The following is a 16,772-nucleotide window of genomic DNA, read 5'->3' on the forward strand; positions in this document are numbered from 1 at the left end:
GATCTCCCGAAGCGACGCCGCCCACAACGCAAGCGTCTCCTCAATCGACGCTGCCTGCGTCCACGATCTTCGAATCATGGTTGCCCATGGATTCAGAAACCCACTAAAAAAACAACTGTAATGCTAGCGCGAAGACGTGAGCTCACGGCTTTGTCATCTTGCAAATCGGGCGTGACGCATTTATAAGCAACGCGTTGTCGCTCGAACCGGGGAGATTTGCATGATTTCGGCTTATTCGCAGATCGCGCGCTCCCGTTCGATGCTCGTACTGGGTATGTGGTCGCGCCATTGACCGCCAGTTCTGACCGGGGCTGACGTTCCGGTCTTTCAAGCCTTCCAACACTTTACCAATCTTTCAACGACGCTCGCCTCGCGCGCTTTTACGCCGTCGCGCGTCAATTCAGATGGAGTCGGCCTGCGCGGCGAGCGCGGCCGGATTGCGCCATGACTATTCAAACTGACAAACGTCCCGCCGCGATCCGCGTCGTGATCCCGTTTGCATTCCGCCATTGGCTGAAGCAGCCCACCCGCGCCACGACCGTGTTGGTCGGCTTTCTCGGCGCCACCGTCGCCGACCTGTTCATGCCGGTTTACTCCGGCCATCTGGTCGACGCCCTGACGCTCGGCACCTCGGACCTGGCGGCGCGACATGCGGCGATGGTTGCGTTCGGCGGCATCGTCGCGCTTGGCCTGTTGTCGATCATCCTGCGGTTTGTGGGGCTGCAGGCGATCGTGCCCTTCACGCTGACGACGATGTCGGATGTGGCGCAGGAGGCGTTCGCGCGGGTGCAGCGGTTCTCGACCGACTGGCACGCCAATTCGTTTGCCGGCTCGACCGTGCGCAAGATCACCCGCGGCATGTGGGCGATCGACCTGCTCAACGACACCGTCCTGATGGCGCTGCTGCCGTCGCTGATGGTGCTGGTCGGTTCGATGATCCTGCTCGGGCTGCACTGGCCCGTGCTCGGCGCCGTGATCGGCGTCGGCGCGGTGATCTATGTCGCGATGACCGTCGTGCTTTCGGTGAACTATATTGCACCGGCTGCGCGCGTCTCCAATGCCTGGGACACCAAGGTCGGCGGCACGCTGGCGGATGCGCTCACCTGCAACGCGGTGGTGAAATCGTTCGGCGCGGAGGCGCGCGAAGATACGCGGCTCGCCGGCGTCATCGCCCGCTGGCGCAGGCGGGTGCTGCGCACCTGGCTGCGCTACAATGCGACCAACATGGCGCAGCTCGCGGTGCTGCTGTGCTTCCGCGCGTCGGTGATCGGCGGCGCCATCCTGCTGTGGCTTGCCGGCCGCGCCTCGCCGGGCGACGTCACCTATGTGCTGACGAGCTATTACGTCATCCACGCTTACTTGCGCGACGTCGGCATGCACATCAACAATCTGCAGCGTTCGGTCAACGACATGGAGGAGCTCGTCACCATCCATGGCGAGCCGCTCGGCATCGTCGATGCGCCTGACGCAAAGTCGATCGACGTCCAGGGCGGAAGGATCACGTTCGACAACGTCACCTTCCTCTATGGCGGGCATCGCACGCCGCTCTATGACGCACTGTCGATCGATATCCGCGCCGGCGAACGTGTCGGGCTGGTCGGCAGGTCCGGCTCGGGCAAGACCACGTTCGTGAAACTGGTGCAGCGCCTCTATGACGTCTCCGACGGCCGCATCCTGATCGACGGTCAGAATATCGCTCACGCGACGCAGCAGTCGCTGCGCAGCCAGATCGCGATCGTGCAGCAGGAGCCGATCCTGTTCCACCGTTCGCTGGCGGAGAACGTCGCCTATGGCCGGCCCGGCGCCAGCATGGCGGCGATCGAGCAGGCGGCGCGGCTTGCCAATGCGCATGACTTCATCATGCGGCTGCCGAAGGGCTACGGCACGCTGGTCGGCGAACGCGGCGTCAAACTGTCCGGCGGCGAGCGGCAGCGCGTCGCGCTGGCGCGCGCGTTCCTCGCCGACGCGCCGATCCTGATCCTGGACGAGGCGACCTCGAGCCTCGACTCGGAATCGGAGGCGCTGATCCAAGAGGCGATGGAGCGGTTGATGAAGGGCCGCACCTCGATCGTGATCGCGCACCGGCTGTCGACGGTGCGCGGCCTCGACCGCATCCTGGTGTTCGATCGCGGCGAGATTGTCGAGCAGGGCACCCATGCCGCGCTGACCGCGCGACCGGGCGGCATCTATCGCAGCCTGTTCGAGAGGCAGGCGACGGAGTTCGGCCGCGTCGCGGCGGAGTAGCCGCCGTCATTCCGGGGCGCGCGTCAGCGCGAGCGCTGCGCGTTGCTCCGGAACGACACGCGTTCGACCCCGCGTGCGCGCGCTGATCGCGACCGTCGCCACCACGGCGGCGGCGAACAGCACGACCTGCGGGGTGATCGTCTCGCCATTGAAGAGCGAGGCGAGCACGAAGGTGACGAAGGGCTGCAGCAACTGGATCTGCGACACCCGCGCGATCCCGCCCATCGCCATGCCGGCATTCCAGGCGAAGAAGCCGATCCATTGCGAGAACAGCGCGACGTAGAGCAGACCGAGCCACGGCTTCAGCGAGATGTGCATGGGATCGGCCGGCATCGTCAGCGCCGCCGCCGGCAGCGCGAACGGCAAGGCAATCACCAGCACCCAGCTAATGACTTCCCAGCCCGGCATCTCCGCGGTGAGCCGTCCCGAAAAGCCATAGCCAACGGCGGAAACCGCAACAGAGGCGAACAGGAAGAGGTCGCCCGTCGACAGCGTGCCGCCGCCATCGCGCAGCGCAAAGGCGATCACCAGCACAGCGCCGACGACAGCGGCGACCCAGAACAAGGGCCGCGGCCGCTCGTGGGTGATGGTCACCGCCACCAGCGCGGTCGCGATCGGCAGCACGCCGAGCACGACGCCGCCATGGGAGGCGTCAACGCGCTGCATGCCCTCGGCCATCAGCAGCGGAAACAGGATGGCGACGCACAGCATGACCAGCACAAGCTGCGGCCACAGCGCCCGCCGCGGCAGCGGTCGCCGCAACACAAGCAGAAGTGCGAGCGAGCATAGACCGGCGATTGCCGTGCGGATCGCGGTCAGGGCAATCGGATCAATTTCCGCAACGGCAAGCCGCGTCGCCGGTAGCGTGCCGCCGAAGATCGCCATGCCGATGAAGCCCAGCAACAGGCCGAGACGTTCGCGCGAGGAGGACGAGGACATGAAACAGGTGGTTACCGGCTTTGCAGTCCCGCGTACAGCAATCTACTCGGTGCATATGGCAGCCATGCGCGCGCTATCTCGGAGCAATTCCGCTGCACACCAGCCCGATGCCGGATAGAAACAACAGCCCGAGCACGATGTTCGTGAAATTCCGGTCGCTCAGCGCATGATAGATTCGCGCGCCGAGCCAGGCGCCGGCCACCGTCGCCGGAAAGGTCACGACAGCGAGCGCGAGGACGTCCCTCGTGACGAACCCGGCGAACGCCTGCAGCAACAGCGCAGTCGCCAGCACCGTGAAGTTGAAGGTCTGGAAAATCCCGCGCCGCTGCTCCTTGGTCCAGCCGCGCACGCTGGCCCAAAGAATCGGCGAGGGGCCGGAGAGGCCGGCCAGGCCGCCGAGGATGCCGCCGGCAAATCCGACGGCGCCGTCGAACGGCTTGCCGCCAAACTTGATCGCCATTGGTCTGCGCTGAAAATAGAGCGCGGTGGGAAAGACCAGCAGAAACACGCCGATGGTCAGCTTGAAGGTGTTGGGATCGGCATGGGCGATCAGCAGCGTGCCGAGCGGCACGCCGGCGAGCCCGCCGAGCACAAACGGCCAGACCAGCCTGAAATCGATCGAGCGCCAGATCGAGGGCAAGGTCGTGAGTTGGCCGATAACCGAGCAGATCAGGACCAAAGGCACGGCAACAGCAGGCGGCGCGACGTAGAGCCAGATCCCCAGCGCCATCAGCGCAGTGCCGAAGCCGGCAAGGCCGGATACGAAGCCCCCGGCGAGCGCGCCGACAAACAGCACCGCCAGGGCGAAGCCGCCCATCATCGTCTTGTTCTCATTGTCATTGGCCTGACGTCTACACGACGAGCCCGGCAGGCACTATCGCAATCCGCTGTTTCGGATCGTTGCGCGACGACGTCATTCCGGGGCGCGCGCGAGCGCGAACCCGGAATCTCGCGCCGCAATCTCCAGATTCCGGGTTCGCATCTTCGATGCGCCCCGGAATGACGGTCTGCAAAAATGGCGAGGGGTCCAGCGTGTTTGCGCCGAACCCCTCATTTCCAAGAACATCAGCCGGCCTGTAAGCCGGGTTCTGTAGGGCACCATTCTCGCGAATGGTACGTGACGGCCATTCCTCTGGGACCACCTTTGCAGACGGCCTCGAGCAACCTACCCGGACGGCGGGCCTGACATCGCCCTGCAGCGTTATCGCTTTCGCGAACAGCCTGCGTTGCCGTCCCTATTCGGTTTTGCTCCCGGTGGGGTTTGCCATGCCGTCTCCGTCGCCGGAAACGCGGTGCGCTCTTACCGCACCTTTTCACCCTTGCTGCCCCCCCCTTTATCCTTCCTCCACAAGCGAGGCAGGGCAGGGTGGGGGGAAGCGGTTCGTTCTCTGTGGCACTTTCCCTGGGGTTGCCCCCGCCGGACGTTATCCGGCACCGCATGTCGATGGAGCCCGGACTTTCCTCCCCCGCGGCCTTTCGGCGCTTGCGGGAGCGGCCGTCCGGCCGACTGACGCCCATAGGCATGGGGGTTCCAGCCGGTTCCGTCAAGCGGATAACGCCCGCGAAGCGCGCCAAAATAATCTATCCTGAAGGTGTCGTTTTGCCTGTCGCCCGTTCGACTGGATGTCGGCGATCCAGCCGATCAAGAGGAGATTTTCAGATGCAGTACCTGCTGTTGATCTATCGAAAGGAAGCAGAGTTAGGCCGCATGACCGCCGATGACCGCAAGAAACTAACGGCGGAATACGGTGCATTCACCCAGTCCATCATCCAGAGCGGCCATTTCAAGGCTGGCGACGGGCTGCAACCCTCAACGACTGCGACGACGGTGCGGGTTCGCGACGGCAAGATATTGACGACGGACGGTCCATTCGCGGAAACGCACGAACAGCTCGGCGGCTACTACCTGATCGACGCCAAGGACCTCGACACCGCTCTCGGCGTCGCCGCGCGGATTCCCGGCGCCAAGACCGGCTCGATCGAAGTCAGGCCGATCATGATCTACGACAACAACTGATGCCGTACCGTCATTCCGGGATGCGCCATTTGGCGCAATCCCGGACTGATGATTGACAGACCGCATGACTCCGACCCAGATCGAAAAGATCTTCCGCGACGAGGCGAGCCGGGCGCTGGCGACGCTGATCCGCCTCGTCGGCGATTTCGATCTTGCGGAGGATGCGCTGCAGGAGGCGTTCGCGGTGGCGCTGGAGCGTTGGTATGCGGGCGAATTGCCGCAAAACCCGCGGGCGTGGCTGGTCAATGTCGGCCGCAACAAGGCGATTGATCGCATCCGCCGTAATGCCGTGTTCCGCGGCAAGCAGCGGGAACTGACGCACGAACTCCTGCTGAACGCGTCCGCGCCTTGCGAGATCGTCGATGCCACGCTCGACGACGACATGCTGCGGTTGATCTTCACCTGCTGCCATCCGTCCTTTGCCGACGAGGTGCAGGTCGCGCTGACGCTGCGCACGGTTTGCGGCCTCAGCACGGCCCAGGTCGCGCGTGCCTTCCTCGTCAGCGAGGACGCGATGGCGCAGCGGCTGCTTCGCGCGAAGCAGAAGATTCGCCTCGCCGGCATTCCCTATGAGGTGCCCGAGCGCGAGGCGCTGGAGCCGAGGCTCCGCGGTGTGCTCGCGGTGATCTATCTCGTCTTCACCGAAGGCTACGCAGCGACCTCCGGCGAGGATCTGATGCACCCCGATCTGGCGCGCGAAGCGATCCGGCTGGCGCGGCTGATCGATGCGCTGATGCCCGCCCGCGGCGAGATCAAGGGGCTCTTGGCACTGATGCTGCTGCACGACGCGCGCCGCGCCGGTCGCGAGACCGCGGGCGGCGACATCGTGCTATTGGAGGAGCAGGACCGCTCGCTGTGGGACATCAGCCAGATCGCTGAAGGCTTGCGATTGGTGGAGGAAGCGTTGCGCATGCCCGGCCGGCCGCAATCCTACGCCGTGCAGGCCGCGATCGCGGCACTCCATGCCCGCGCGCCGAGCTATCAAGACACCGACTGGCCGCAGATCGCCGGCCTCTATGAAGTGCTGCTCCGCACCAGCCCATCACCGGTGATCGAGCTGAACCATGCCGCGGCGGTATCGATGGTCGACGGCCCGGCGCGCGCGCTTCACCTGATCGACGCGCTCGAAGCGCGCGGCAGCCTCCAGGGTTACGAATTGCTGCCGGCCGTCCGCGCCGATCTGCTGCGTCGCCTCGGTCGCACCGACGCCGCGCGCGAAGCCTATCTGGCGGCAACCGCCGCGACGCAACTGGAGCCGCTGCGCCGGCTCTACGCGCGACGCATCGCGGAGATGGGGTGATGGCCTCCGTCATTGCGAGGAGCGTAGCGACGAAGCAATCCATGCTTCCACAAGTGGCGAGATGGATTGCTTCGCTTCGCTCGCAATGACGAGAGACTTGCCTACTTCGCCGCAACCTCTGTCGCCGTTGCTTCCGGCGGCAGGCTTTCCAGCAGCGCGTGCAGGGTGGTCATGGTCGAGCGATCGACGATGCCGTCGACGCGCTCCTGGCGGAAATGGCGCTGGAAGGCGGTGACGACTTCCATGGTGGGGCCGTCAAACTTGCCGTTGGTCGGGATGTTGTAGCCGTAGCGGGCGAATGCCTTCTGCATGTTGGTGACGTTGTCGTTGATCGCGCCGAGCTGCAGCGTCTCCCCGCGCACGATCGGCGCCGGCTGAACCCAATGCCCGACGCCGGAATTGGCGAGCGAATGCCACGGGAACTTTTCGCCGGGATCCTTCTTGCGCGCCGGCGCGACGTCGGAATGGGCGAGCACGCGATACGAAGGCACGTTGCGGCGAAGCATGATGCCGCGGCACAGCGCGATCACTGCTGCGATCTGGCGCAGCGGATAATCCGGGTAGCCCCAGTCGTGGCCGCGGTTGATGATCTCGATGCCGATCGAGCAGGAATTGATGTCCTCTTCGCCTGCCCAGCAGGACACGCCGGCGTGCCAGGCGCGCTTGCTCTCCGGCACGCACTGCACGATGCGGCCATCCTCCAGCACAATGTAATGTGCGGAGACCTCGGTGCCGGCGGTGCAGAGCTGGGCGATGGCGCCTTCGACGTCGGGCATGCCAGTGTAGTGCAGCACGATCATGTCGGGCTGCCGGTCGTTGGCGCGTTCGCCGAAATTCACCGAAGGGATGACGTCGGAGACGATCGAAGAGTCTGGAGTAAAGGTCTTCATGTCGGCTATGGCCCTGGGAACCGGAAGGGCGCGTTGACGCTTCGAATCAGCAGACGCGAACGAACCAGACGACATCCCAAATCTCAAATTCAAAACGGCAGTCCTGCAATTTCCGGGACAGCCCTCAATTTACTATTCCTTTACCTTGCCGCAGGTGCAATCACATCGGCGCCATCCCCGCGAATTTTGGGTCCGCCTGTGGATGGCGCGCATCAGCAAGTTCCACGTGTGACTAAAAAGCAAAAGAAACCGTGAAGGATTCGGCAACGCTTTCTTAACGCTAAGTGCCGTTACTAAGTGGTGAATAGCCGAACCGGTTTTTGAGGGACGGCCGAGGCCCGCTTGCGCGCGAAATCCCATGGCAGCCCAGCAAACTCCGGTCGGGAATCAGGATTTGCGGCCTGATATGGGAACCGGCGCGTGCTCCGTGTCGCGGCTGCTCGGACGGAACCGCGGCGTGACGCGTAATCATTCGAGGCGCCATGGGCTGGTCCGTGTCCAGTTTCGATCCCCTACGCCGGACAACGTTCGGAGCCGGCGCATGACGGCTGCTGCGCCGCATATTTCGGTGCTCGGCCGCGAGGCGGTCGAGATGCTGAATCCGCGGGACGGCGGTGTTTATGTCGATGCCACTTTCGGCGCCGGCGGCTATAGCCGCCTGATTCTCGACGTGCCTGGAACCCGCGTCATCGGCATCGACCGCGACCGGTCGGCGATCGCGGGCGGCTTCGATCTGGTCGATCGCGCCGATGGCCGGCTGACGCTGGTCGAGGACCGCTTCTCCAATCTCGCCGACGTTTGCGCCGCGCAAGGTGTGGAGGCCGTCGACGGCGTGGTGATGGACATCGGGGTCTCCTCGATGCAGCTCGATCAGGCCGTGCGCGGCTTCTCGTTCCGCCTGGCGGGCCCGCTCGACATGCGGATGGGGCATGCGGGGCCTACCGCGGCGGATGTGATCGCAACCGCGTCCGAACGCGATCTGGCCGACATCATCTATCTCTTCGGCGAGGAGCGGCACTCGCGCGGCGTAGCGCGCGCGATCGTGGCCGCGCGCAAGGAAGCGCCGATCACGACGACGCAAGCGCTGGCCGACATCGTCGCCAGGGTCGTCCGTTCCAAGCCGAACGAGATTCATCCGGCGACGCGGACCTTCCAGGGGCTGCGCATCTTCGTCAACGAAGAGCTCGACGAATTGCAGCGCGCGCTCACCGCCGCCGAGCGCGTGCTGAAGCCGGGCGGGCGGCTCGTGGTTGTTTCGTTCCATTCGCTGGAAGACCGCATCGTCAAGAATTTCTTCGGCGAGCGCGGCAAGGTTTCCAGCGGCTCGCGGCATTTGCCCGAAGTGGCGCAGATGGCGCCGAGCTTTAGGATATTGACAAAACGTCCGCTGACGCCGTCCGAGGACGAGATCGCGGCCAATCCCCGCGCGCGATCGGCCAAACTGCGCGCCGCCGAGCGCACGGAAGCGCCAGTGCATGCCGAAGGCGAGCCGCCGTCATGGCCGACGCTCGAACGCGTGATGAGGGGAGGCTAGCGCATGCGCATCCTCCATTTCCTCGTGATCGGTTTCCTCGTGGTCTGTGCGGCCTATGTCTACCGCATCAAGATGGAATCGACTGTTCGTACCGAGCGCGTGCTGCGGCTGAACGCTGAGATCCGCGAGCAGCGCGACGCGATCGCGGGCCTGCGCGCCGAATGGGCCAAGCTCGACTCGCCGCTTCGGTTGCAGGGATTGGCCGAGCGTCATCTCGCATTGAAGCCGCTCGTCGCCAATCAATATGACTCGCTGAAGAACTTGCCCGAACGTCCGCCGAACTTCGCGCGGCCGGGCGCGCCCGACCCGATCGGCGCGATGATCAACACCATCGAGGCCGCTGCCGACCAGGAGAGCGTGACCGGATCGGTAGGAGAGCCCGCGCAGCAGGGAGATCAGCAATGACCGACCGTGCGCTACCCGCCAAACCTGCCGAACCGTGGCGGCAGCGGCTGATCCGCGGCCTGCTCTACGGGCGGAATGTCGACCGCAGCGCGAAGGCGCGGGCCCGGGTCGGTCTCGCGATCATCGCGTTTGCCGCCGTCTACGCCATTATTGCCGGGCGGCTCGTGATGTTCGCGATCGGCGCCGACAGCCACGGCGCGCGCCGCACCGCCTCGCAGGATGCGATCGCCACCGCGCGCCCTGATATCATCGACCGCAATGGCGCAATCCTCGCGACCGACGTCAAAGCGCCGAGCCTGTTCGGCGAGCCGCGCCGCATCATCGACAAAGACGAGGCGATCGAACTTCTCACCGCGACGCTGCCTGATCTCGATACCGCCGAAGTGCGCGATCGTCTGTCCTCGCGAAAAGGTTTCGTCTGGCTGAAGCGCGAGATCACGCCGCAACAGCAGCAGGATATCCATCGCCTCGGCGTTCCCGGCATCGGCTTCCTGCGCGAGAACAGGCGCATCTATCCGACCGGCGCGACCGTTGCCCACTTGATCGGCCTCGTCAATATCGACAACCAGGGCATCGCCGGCATGGAGAAGTGGCTGGACAATAATGGTCTGGCCGATCTGCATCGCGCGGGTTTTGCCACCGACCGCTTGCAGAAGCCGGTGGAACTGTCGATCGATCTGCGTGTCGAGCACGCGCTGCGCGACGAGCTCCTGAAGGCCAAGGAGAAGTACAAGGCCAAGGCGGCATCGGGCCTCGTCTCCAATGTCCGGACCGGCGAGATCGTCGCGCTGGTCTCACTGCCCGATTTCGATCCCAACAATCCGAAGGAAGCGCACGATCCCGATCGCATCAACCGCCTGACCACGGGCGTCTTCGAGATGGGCTCGACCTTCAAGACGCTGACGCTGGCGATGGCGCTGGATTCCGGCAAGGCCACGCTCCACACCATGTATGATGCGCGCGGCGCGCTACACTATGGCAAGTTCGCGATCCACGACAGCCATCCGCTCGGCCGGGCGATCTCGCTGTCGGAAGTGTTCACCTTCTCCTCCAATGTCGGCGCGGCGCGCATCGCGCTTGCGCAAGGAGTCGAGGCGCACAAGGCGTTCCTGAAGAAGGTCGGCCAGCTCGACCGGCTGCGCACCGAATTGCCGGAGAGCGCATCGCCGATCGTGCCGAAGCGCTGGAGCGAATTGAACACGATCACCATCTCCTTCGGCCATGGCATCGCGGTTGCGCCGCTGCAGGCGGTGATGGGCATCAATGCGATGGTCAATGGCGGCTATCTGATTCCGCCGACCTTCCTCAAGCGCACGGAGGAAGACGCCAAGGCGATGGCCAAGCGGGTGGTGAAGCCTGAGACGTCGGACAAGATCCGTTATCTGATGCGACTTAATGCCGAAATCGGGACCGCCAAGTCGGCCGACGTGAAGGGTTATTATATCGGCGGCAAGACCGGCACTGCGGAAAAGGTGGTCAACGGCCGCTACTCCAAGAAACAGGTGCTGAACTCCTTCACCGCCATCCTCCCGGCCGATAATCCGAAGTACCAGCTCCTGGTGATGCTGGACGAGCCGAAGGCGCTGCCGGAGACCCATGGTTTCATCACCTCGGGCTGGAACGCGGTGCCGACCGGCGGCAAGGTGATCGCCCGTATTGCGCCGCTTTTGGGCCTCGAGCCGCGGTTTGACCTGCCGCCGTCCGACCGCCTTATTCTTGCGGCATCGAGGACAACCCAGTAAGGCGTGGGGGCAGGGCATGATCCGGAAAAGTGGATGCGGGGTTTCCGAGAGGATCATGCGCCGTCACGTTTGAGCGTGAGCAGCCGGCCGGACTGGAAGATCATGAGACTTCGCGACCTTTTCAGTGCTGATGCCACGATCGATCCGCGGGCGGAAGCCGTCGAGATCGGAGGGGTGACGGCTGATAGCCGCACGGTGAAGCCGGGCGATCTGTTCTTCGCACTCGCGGGCTACAAGACCGACGGGGCGCGCTTCATCGATGCCGCGATTGCCGCGGGCGCAGCCGCTGTTGCGAGCGAGCACCGGCCGCAAGGCGGGTTGCGTGTGCCTTTTGTCGTGACGCCGAATCCACGCCGCGCATTGGCGCTGGCTGCGGCGAAATTTTTCCCGCGCCAGCCCGAGACGATTGCGGCGGTGACCGGCACCAGCGGCAAGACATCGGTGGCGGCTTTCACGCGCCAGATCTGGCAGCGATTGGGGCACGACGCCGCGAGCATCGGCACCATCGGCCTGGTGTCGCCGAAGCGTACGGTCTATGGCTCGTTGACCACGCCTGATCCGATCGAGCTGCATCGGCAGCTCGACGAGATCGCCCGCGATGGCGTCACGCATCTCGCATTCGAAGCGTCTTCGCACGGGCTCGACCAATATCGGCTCGACGGCGTGCGCGTCGCCGCCGGCGGCTTCACCAACCTGTCGCGCGACCACATGGATTATCACCCCGACGTGGCGCACTATCTCAACGCGAAACTGCGGCTGTTCCGCGATCTTGTGATGGATGGCGGCGCGGCCGTGATTTCGGCCGATCATGATTGTTCGCCTGACGTGATCGATGCGGCGCGTGCACGCAAGCTCAGGATCATCGCGGTTGGCCGCAAGGCCGATGGCGGAGATGGTATTCGCCTGGTCGACGCGTCGATCGAAGGTTTTGCGCAGAAGCTTACGGTCGAACACTGCGGCCGGAAGCGCACCATCCATTTGCCGCTGGTCGGCGAGTTCCAGATCGAGAATGCGCTGGTGGCTGCCGGGCTTGCGATCGGGACCGGCAGCGATGCCGATGCCGTCTTCGCAAGCCTCGAACATCTCGAGGGCGCCAAGGGCCGGCTCGAACGCGTCGGCGAGCGCAACGGCGCGCCGATTTTCATCGACTACGCGCACAAGCCGGATGCGCTTGCCAAGGCGCTGCAGGCGCTGCGGCCCTATGCCAAGCGCAAGCTGATCGTCGTCCTTGGCGCCGGTGGCGACCGCGATGCGGGCAAGCGTCCGCTAATGGGCGCGATTGCCGCCGACAATGCGGACAGCGTCATCGTCACCGATGACAATCCGCGCAGCGAGAATCCCGCGGCGATCCGTGCCGCCATCCTCGCCGCCGCGAAGGGCGCCAACGAAATCGGCGACCGCGCGGAAGCGATCAGGGCCGGCATTGCTGCGTTGCAGCCGGGCGATGTGCTTTTGATCGCCGGCAAGGGGCATGAGATCGGACAGATCATCGGCGACAAGACATTGCCGTTCAGCGATCATGAGGCCGTGGCCGCGGCACTTGAAGCGAGGGTCGCATGAGCACACCACTGTGGACATCGGCGGCAATGGCGGACGCGATGCGCGCCGCGACCCAGGGGCGCTTGCCCTCCGCCGTCACCGGCCTTTCCATCGACAGCCGCACGCTGCGGCCGGGCGAGGCCTATTTTGCCATCAAGGGCGACGTGCATGACGGCCACAGTTTTGTCGAGGCCGCATTGAAGGCGGGCGCCGCGCTCGCGGTGGTCGAAAGCGCCCAGCGCGAGAAGTTCCCCGCCGATGCGCCGCTGCTCGTCGTCGACGATGTGCTTGCAGGGCTGGTCGATCTCGCCCATGCCTCTCGCGCGCGGCTCAACGCGAGGATCATCGCGGTCACCGGCTCGGTCGGCAAGACCTCGACCAAGGAAGCGCTCCGGCATGTGCTCTCGGCGCAAGGCGAGACGCACGCCTCCGTGGCTTCCTTCAACAATCATTGGGGCGTGCCGCTGTCGCTGGCGCGTTGTCCGGCATCGGCGCGCTTTGCGGTGTTCGAGATCGGCATGAACCATGTTGGCGAGATCACGCCGCTGGTGAAGCTGGTGCGGCCGCATGTTGCCGTCGTCACCACCGTGGAGCCGGTGCATCTGGAGTTCTTTTCCGGCATCGAAGAGATCGCGGACGCCAAGGCGGAGATCTTTCTCGGTCTCGAGCCTGATGGCGCCGTCGTGCTCAACCGCGACAATGCGCAATTCGGAAGGCTCGAAGCCCGCGCGAAGGAACTTGGCATCCCACGCGTCGTTTCCTTCGGCACGGACGCGCAATCCGATGCGCGGCTGATCGATGTGTCGCTCCACGCGACCTGTTCCGCCGTGCACGCCAATGTCCTCTGCCACGACGTCACCTACAAGATCAGCATGCCGGGCCGCCATATGGCGATGAACTCGCTCGCCGTGCTCGCCGGCGCGGCGCTGATCGGGGCGGACCTTGCGCGCGCGGCATTGTCGCTGTCGCAGCTCGAGGCGCCCGCGGGTCGCGGTGCGCGGCGCATCCTCGAGGTCGGGACCGGCGAGGCGACGCTGATCGACGAAAGCTATAATGCCAATCCGGCGTCGATGGCGGCCGCGCTGAACGTGCTCGGGCAGGCCCAGCTCGGCCCGCACGGCCGCCGCATCGCGGTACTCGGCGACATGCTCGAGCTCGGGCCGACCGGCCCTGCGCTGCATCGCGGTTTGGCCGAGGCTGTCAACGCCAACAATATCGACCTCGTTTATTGTTGTGGTCCGCTGATGCGCAACCTCTGGGACGCTCTTTCCACGGGAAGGCGAGGAGGCTATGCCGATAACTCGGCGAGTCTGGAGACCCAGGCGGTCGCGGCCATCAGCCCCGGCGACGCCGTCATGGTCAAGGGATCGCTGGGTTCGAAGATGAAGCGGATCGTCAACGCGCTGGAGAAGCGCTTTCCCGGCAAAGCCGCGCATGAAGAAGCGGTATAGGCATATTGAATGTTTTATTGGCTGATCGATCTTTCCAACACGGTGCCCGGCTTCGGGGTGTTCCGGGGGGCGCTCAACGTGTTCCGCTACATCACCTTCCGCACCGGCGGGGCGATGGTGACGGGCGCGCTGTTCGTGTTCCTGTTCGGGCCCTGGATCATCGATCATCTGCGGCTGCGCCAGGGCAAGGGCCAGCCGATCCGCACCGACGGCCCGCAATCGCACCTCATCACCAAGAAGGGCACGCCGACCATGGGCGGGCTGATGATCCTGTCCGGCGTGGTGGTGGCGACGCTGCTCTGGGCCAATCCGATCAATCCCTATGTCTGGATCGTGCTGGCGGTGACGCTGGGTTTCGGCTTCGTCGGCTTCTATGACGATTATCTGAAGGTCACCAAGCAGAGCCACAGCGGCTTTGCCGGCAAGCTGCGCCTCGCGATCGAGGCGATCATCGCGCTCGCCGCCTGTTACGCGCTGGTGCGGCTCGGGCGCGACGTGTCCTCGACCTCGCTCGCGATTCCCTTCTTCAAGGATGTGGTGTTCAATTTCGGCTGGTTCTTCGTGATCTTCGGCGCCTTCGTCATGGTCGGCGCGGGTAACGCGGTGAACCTGACCGACGGCCTCGACGGTCTCGCCATCGTTCCGGTGATGATCGCGGCTGCCAGCTTCGGCATGATTTCCTATCTCACCGGCAATGCGGTGTTCTCCGACTACCTGCAGATCAACTATGTCGCCGGAACCGGCGAGCTCGCGGTGCTCTGCGGCGCCGTGCTGGGCGCAGGTCTTGGGTTTCTGTGGTTCAACGCGCCGCCGGCCTCGATCTTCATGGGCGACACCGGCTCGCTCGCTCTCGGCGGCATGCTCGGAGCAACGGCGGTCGCCGTGAAGCACGAGATCGTGCTGGCCGTGATCGGCGGCCTGTTCGTGTTGGAGGCGGTTTCGGTGATCGTGCAGGTGGCCTCGTTTAAGCTCACCGGCAAGCGCGTGTTCCGGATGGCGCCGCTGCACCATCATTTCGAGCAGAAGGGCTGGACCGAGCCGCAGATCGTGATCCGCTTCTGGATCATCGCCGTGATGCTGGCGCTCGCCGGCCTTTCCACGCTGAAGCTGCGATGATCCCTGTCACCTCGTTTGCGGGCAAGACGGTTGCCGTGTTCGGCCTCGGGGGTTCGGGACTTGCGAGCTGCCACGCGCTGAGGGCGGGTGGGGCGGAGGTGATTGCTGGCGACGACAATTCCGACAACGTCACCAAAGCCGCGCAGGCTGGCTTCGTCACCGCCGACCTGCGCTCGGTCTCCTGGGCGAATTTCGCCGCGCTGATCCTGACCCCCGGCGCGCCGCTGACCCATCCAGCGCCGCATTGGAGCGTGCTGCTGGCGCGCCAGGCCGGCGTCGAGGTGATCGGCGACGTCGAGCTGTTCTGCCGCGAGCGGCGACGTCACGCGCCGGAAGCGCCGTTCGTCGCCATCACCGGCACCAACGGCAAGTCGACCACAACGGCGCTGATCGCCCATCTGATGAAGGTCGCCGGCTACGATACCCAGATGGGCGGCAACATCGGCACCGCGATCCTGTCCCTGGAACCGCCGCGGATGGGGCGCGTGCATGTGATCGAGATGTCGTCCTACCAGATCGACCTCACGCCATCGCTCGATCCTTCCGTCGGCATCCTGCTCAATGTCAGCGAGGACCACATCGATCGCCACGGCACGCTGGAGAATTACGCCGCGGTGAAGGAACGGCTGGTCGCCGACGTGCAGCCGGGTGGCACCTCGATCGTCGGTGTCGACGACATCTTCTGCCGCAACATCGCCGATCGCCTCGATCGGTCAGGCAAGCGCGTGGTGCGGGTGTCCGTGAAGAACCCGCTGCCGGACGGCATCTATGTCGAGCACGAGACCATCGTGCTGGCCTCAGGTGCCGCGCGCAGCGAAGTCGCACGACTGGGCGGCATCGGCTCGCTCCGCGGCCTGCACAATGCCCAGAACGCGGCGTGCGCGTCGGCCTGCACGCTGGCGATGGGTATCCCGACGGATGTGCTGCAGAACGGGCTGCGCAGCTTCCCCGGCCTCGCCCACCGCATGGAGCAGGTCGGCCGCCGCGGCAACGTGCTGTTCGTCAATGACTCCAAGGGCACCAACGCGGATGCAGCCGCCCATGCCCTGTCGTCTTTCTCCGATATCTTCTGGATTGCCGGCGGCAAGCCCAAGGCCGGCGGCATCACCAGCCTGACTGGCTATTTCCCGCGCATCCGCAAAGCCTATCTGATCGGCGAGGCCGCGCAGGAATTCGCCGGCACGCTCGGCGAGGCCGTGCCGCACGAGATTTCGCAGACGCTGGATGTAGCAGTCGCCAACGCAGCGCGTGACGCGGAAGCCTCTGGGCTCACTGACCCGGTTGTCCTGCTGTCGCCAGCCTGCGCCTCGTTCGACCAATACCGCAATTTCGAAATCCGCGGCGCCGCCTTCCGCGACCTCGTGACAGCGCTGCCCGGCGTCAAGCCGGTGGTGATGTAGCCCGTCATGGCCGGGCTTGTCCCGGCCATCCACGTCTTCCCTTCGTTGCGGCGGCAAAGACGTGGATGCCCGGCACAAGGCCGGGCATGACGAGGGGAGAGAGGTTCGCTCTATCTCCAAAGTTGCTCACTCCATTAACCCTTCGGAAACCATCCTCGTCCACCAATGGCCGTTACCTCGGCATTCTGGGGACGC

13 protein-coding genes and 1 other RNA gene are annotated in these 16,772 nt (G+C 64.9%); 10 read left to right on the forward strand and 4 right to left on the reverse strand.

The features are described 5' to 3' along the window. Positions 1-444: 444 nt before the first annotated feature. Complete coding sequence (locus tag ACZYOF_RS23300; protein WP_463717247.1) at positions 445-2,244, forward strand: ABC transporter ATP-binding protein; 1,800 nt, start codon at positions 445-447, stop codon at positions 2,242-2,244. A gap of 6 nt (positions 2,245-2,250) precedes the next feature. On the opposite strand, the gene ACZYOF_RS23305 is transcribed toward ACZYOF_RS23300, so the two are convergent. From ACZYOF_RS23305 to rnpB, 3 genes are all read right to left on the reverse strand, one after another. Further along, positions 2,251-3,183, reverse strand: coding sequence for a DMT family transporter (locus ACZYOF_RS23305; RefSeq protein ID WP_463717248.1), 933 nt, complete (start codon positions 3,181-3,183; stop codon positions 2,251-2,253). A 73-nt stretch (positions 3,184-3,256) separates the two neighbouring features. Beyond that, entirely contained in the window at positions 3,257-4,000 is a 744-nt protein-coding gene (locus ACZYOF_RS23310) for a sulfite exporter TauE/SafE family protein (RefSeq protein ID WP_463717249.1), read from the reverse strand. 244 nt (positions 4,001-4,244) lie between these two features. Next, positions 4,245-4,694: RNase P RNA component class A (gene rnpB / locus ACZYOF_RS23315), an RNA gene on the reverse strand. Positions 4,695-4,843: 149 nt separating this feature from the next. Here rnpB and ACZYOF_RS23320 point away from each other — a divergent pair. Together ACZYOF_RS23320 and ACZYOF_RS23325 are read left to right on the forward strand one after the other, a co-directional pair. After that, on the forward strand, positions 4,844-5,200 hold the full coding sequence (locus tag ACZYOF_RS23320) for a YciI family protein (RefSeq protein ID WP_165421009.1): 357 nt from the start codon (positions 4,844-4,846) through the stop codon (positions 5,198-5,200). 64 nt (positions 5,201-5,264) lie between these two features. Next, complete coding sequence (locus tag ACZYOF_RS23325) at positions 5,265-6,500, forward strand: RNA polymerase sigma factor (protein ID WP_463717250.1); 1,236 nt, start codon at positions 5,265-5,267, stop codon at positions 6,498-6,500. 101 nt (positions 6,501-6,601) lie between these two features. Here the strand turns inward: ACZYOF_RS23325 and ACZYOF_RS23330 are convergent, their stop codons facing one another. After that, positions 6,602-7,465 (reverse strand): N-acetylmuramoyl-L-alanine amidase, encoded by an 864-nt coding sequence (locus ACZYOF_RS23330; RefSeq protein ID WP_463717251.1) that lies wholly within the window; start codon positions 7,463-7,465, stop codon positions 6,602-6,604. A 466-nt stretch (positions 7,466-7,931) separates the two neighbouring features. Here ACZYOF_RS23330 and rsmH point away from each other — a divergent pair, with 466 nt between their 5' ends. The 7 genes from rsmH (at position 7,932) to murD (ending at position 16,577) form a co-directional block, all read left to right on the forward strand. Beyond that, on the forward strand, positions 7,932-8,924 hold the full coding sequence (gene rsmH / locus ACZYOF_RS23335; RefSeq protein WP_463717252.1) for a 16S rRNA (cytosine(1402)-N(4))-methyltransferase RsmH: 993 nt from the start codon (positions 7,932-7,934) through the stop codon (positions 8,922-8,924). A gap of 3 nt (positions 8,925-8,927) precedes the next feature. Then, positions 8,928-9,329 (forward strand): cell division protein FtsL, encoded by a 402-nt coding sequence (ftsL, locus tag ACZYOF_RS23340; RefSeq protein ID WP_463717253.1) that lies wholly within the window; start codon positions 8,928-8,930, stop codon positions 9,327-9,329. Beyond that, a complete protein-coding gene (locus tag ACZYOF_RS23345; protein WP_463717254.1) occupies positions 9,326-11,071 on the forward strand; it encodes a peptidoglycan D,D-transpeptidase FtsI family protein in 1,746 nt (581 codons plus the stop codon). The genes ftsL and ACZYOF_RS23345 overlap by 4 nt, the downstream gene beginning before the upstream one ends. Before the next feature lie 102 nt (positions 11,072-11,173). Further along, positions 11,174-12,631 (forward strand): UDP-N-acetylmuramoyl-L-alanyl-D-glutamate--2,6-diaminopimelate ligase, encoded by a 1,458-nt coding sequence (locus ACZYOF_RS23350; RefSeq protein ID WP_463717255.1) that lies wholly within the window; start codon positions 11,174-11,176, stop codon positions 12,629-12,631. Further along, positions 12,628-14,061, forward strand: a complete 1,434-nt coding sequence (locus tag ACZYOF_RS23355) for a UDP-N-acetylmuramoylalanyl-D-glutamyl-2,6-diaminopimelate--D-alanyl-D-alanine ligase (RefSeq protein ID WP_130577530.1) — start codon at positions 12,628-12,630, stop codon at positions 14,059-14,061. Before ACZYOF_RS23350 ends, ACZYOF_RS23355 begins: the two co-directional genes overlap by 4 nt. Before the next feature lie 9 nt (positions 14,062-14,070). Continuing rightward, positions 14,071-15,177: a phospho-N-acetylmuramoyl-pentapeptide-transferase gene (gene mraY, locus ACZYOF_RS23360; protein ID WP_028167502.1), complete on the forward strand. Its 1,107-nt coding sequence runs from the start codon at positions 14,071-14,073 to the stop codon at positions 15,175-15,177. Beyond that, positions 15,174-16,577 (forward strand): UDP-N-acetylmuramoyl-L-alanine--D-glutamate ligase, encoded by a 1,404-nt coding sequence (gene murD, locus ACZYOF_RS23365; protein WP_130577529.1) that lies wholly within the window; start codon positions 15,174-15,176, stop codon positions 16,575-16,577. The genes mraY and murD overlap by 4 nt, the downstream gene beginning before the upstream one ends. The last annotated feature ends 195 nt before the right edge of the window (positions 16,578-16,772 follow it).

This window comes from Bradyrhizobium sp. LeoA1Lang (assembly GCF_055413685.1).